Here is a 1,861-nt window from a genome sequence, read left to right as displayed (position 1 = left end):
TAAGCGTCAAATAATTTACACCTTCTGCCTTCATTCAAAGCGTGAGATAATGTCATTATAATAAATCTTGTAGGAGGTTATGCCATGACATTATCAGATAAACGAATAGAATGGGAAGCTCGTATGAAGGAATGGAAAGAGAGTGGGCTTAGTGCAGCCCAATGGTGCAGAGAACACGATGTCAATCTTCATCAAATGTATTACTGGAAGCGAAGGTTCCAACAAGAAAGCATGGTCACAAAAGAAGCGAATTGGCTTCCTGTACAGGTTACAGAAAGTTCTTCGACCATAAAAAGCAGTCCTATTTTTATTCATGTACATGATTACGCAGTAGAAGTTCCTATTGGTGCTGATCCCGTTCAAGTAGCTGAAATCCTTCGTGTAATTTCATAATTATGCTACATAATAGAAGTTACGATCGGGTTTACTTAGCAAAAGGAAATACCGACCTGCGGAAATCGATAGATGGACTAGCTGCCATTGTGCAAGAGAGTTTCGAACTCGATCCTTTCTCTCCTTGTTTATTTGTGTTCTGTAATCGCAAACGTGATAAATTGAAAGTATTAGAATGGGAACATAATGGTTTTTGGTTGCATTACCGACGACTAGAACGCGGAAAATTTCATTGGCCTTCCAGTGAGAAAGCCGAGGCCATGTCCATTAGTCATCGCCAACTTCGTTGGCTATTAGATGGTTTACCCATTCATCAACAACATGCACATCGAGAAGTAAAAGCGCGTACCATTTTATAAGATAATCATAAATATTATAGAATCCGTCTAGTCAATTCGGGTTCTTTTTTGTATACTTATCCTATGAAGAATTCATCCACAACTCCAGAATCAATTGAATACTTTAAAGAGCGTGCTGAAAAGCTTGAAATGGAAAAGGAAGAGTTAGAGGCTAAATTAAAATGGTATGAGGAACAATTTCGCTTAAGCCAGCAACGTAGATTTGGTGCTTCTAGTGAGAAGTCCAATTCAGACCAACTATCCCTTTTCAATGAAGCAGAAGATACAGCTAATCAAGAAGCAGAAGAACCTACGGTTGAAACCATTACATATAAACGTAAAAAGCAAAAAGGTCAACGTGACGCAAAGCTAGAAGACTTGCCTACGGAAACGATAGAGTATCGTTTATCTGAAGAAGAGCAGGTTTGTTCGTGTTGCGGTGGAAATCTACACGGAATGAGTCAACAAGTAAGAAAAGAAATAAAAGTGATTCCAGCTCAAGTAAAAGTAGTGGAACATGTTAATCACATTTATAGTTGTCGATATTGTGAAAGACATGAGATAGAGACTCCGATCGTATCATCGCCGATGCCACAATCGGTATTCCCTGGAAGTTTAGCTTCGCCATCGGCGATGGCCTATGTTATGTCACAAAAGTATGTGGAAGGATTGCCACTCTATCGTCAAGAGAAAAATCTTGAGCGATTCGGCGTTTCTATTCCACGTCAGACACTAAGTAATTGGATTTTACATGGTGCTCATACATGGCTAGAACTCATCTACAATGAAATGCATGACCACCTTTTACAACTTGATATCGCTCATGCAGATGAGACTACCTTGCAAGTTTTATCTGAACCAGAAAGACCAGCGAAATCCAATTCGTACATGTGGTTATACCGATCTGGTCATACCGATAATCCCATTGTTTTATATGATTATCAACAAACCAGAGCCGCCAAACATCCACGACGTTTTCTGGATGGATTTCAAGGATTACTGCATGTGGACGGGTATCCAGGTTATCATGGATTACCCAATGTCACCTTGATTGGATGCTGGTCGCATGCACGTCGAAATTTCGGGAAGCTTTAACAGCATTACCCGAAACAGCGACTACCACTCAGACG

The 1,861-nt window shown here is 40.1% G+C and carries 2 protein-coding genes and 1 pseudogene; all 3 read left to right on the top strand.

Annotated features, from left to right (window positions below; all coding sequences use genetic code 11):
- The first annotated feature begins 84 nt into the window (after nt 1-84).
- Complete coding sequence (tnpA, locus tag JCM21714_RS17670) at nt 85-393, top strand: IS66 family insertion sequence element accessory protein TnpA (protein ID WP_035726460.1); 309 nt, start codon at nt 85-87, stop codon at nt 391-393.
- A gap of 2 nt (nt 394-395) precedes the next feature.
- The gene (tnpB, locus tag JCM21714_RS17665) at nt 396-752 is read left to right on the top strand and encodes an IS66 family insertion sequence element accessory protein TnpB (protein WP_035726457.1); all 357 of its coding nucleotides are present in this window, start codon (nt 396-398) and stop codon (nt 750-752) included.
- Nucleotides 753-881: 129 nt separating this feature from the next.
- Nucleotides 882-1,861, top strand: a pseudogene (gene tnpC, locus JCM21714_RS17660) (IS66 family transposase); the annotation flags it as partial.

This window comes from Gracilibacillus boraciitolerans JCM 21714, assembly GCF_000521485.1.
GTDB classification, from domain to species: Bacteria; Bacillota; Bacilli; order Bacillales; family Amphibacillaceae; genus Gracilibacillus; species Gracilibacillus boraciitolerans.
Note: the sequence above shows the minus strand (reverse complement) of the source record. Positions and strands in the feature narration are given on the sequence as shown.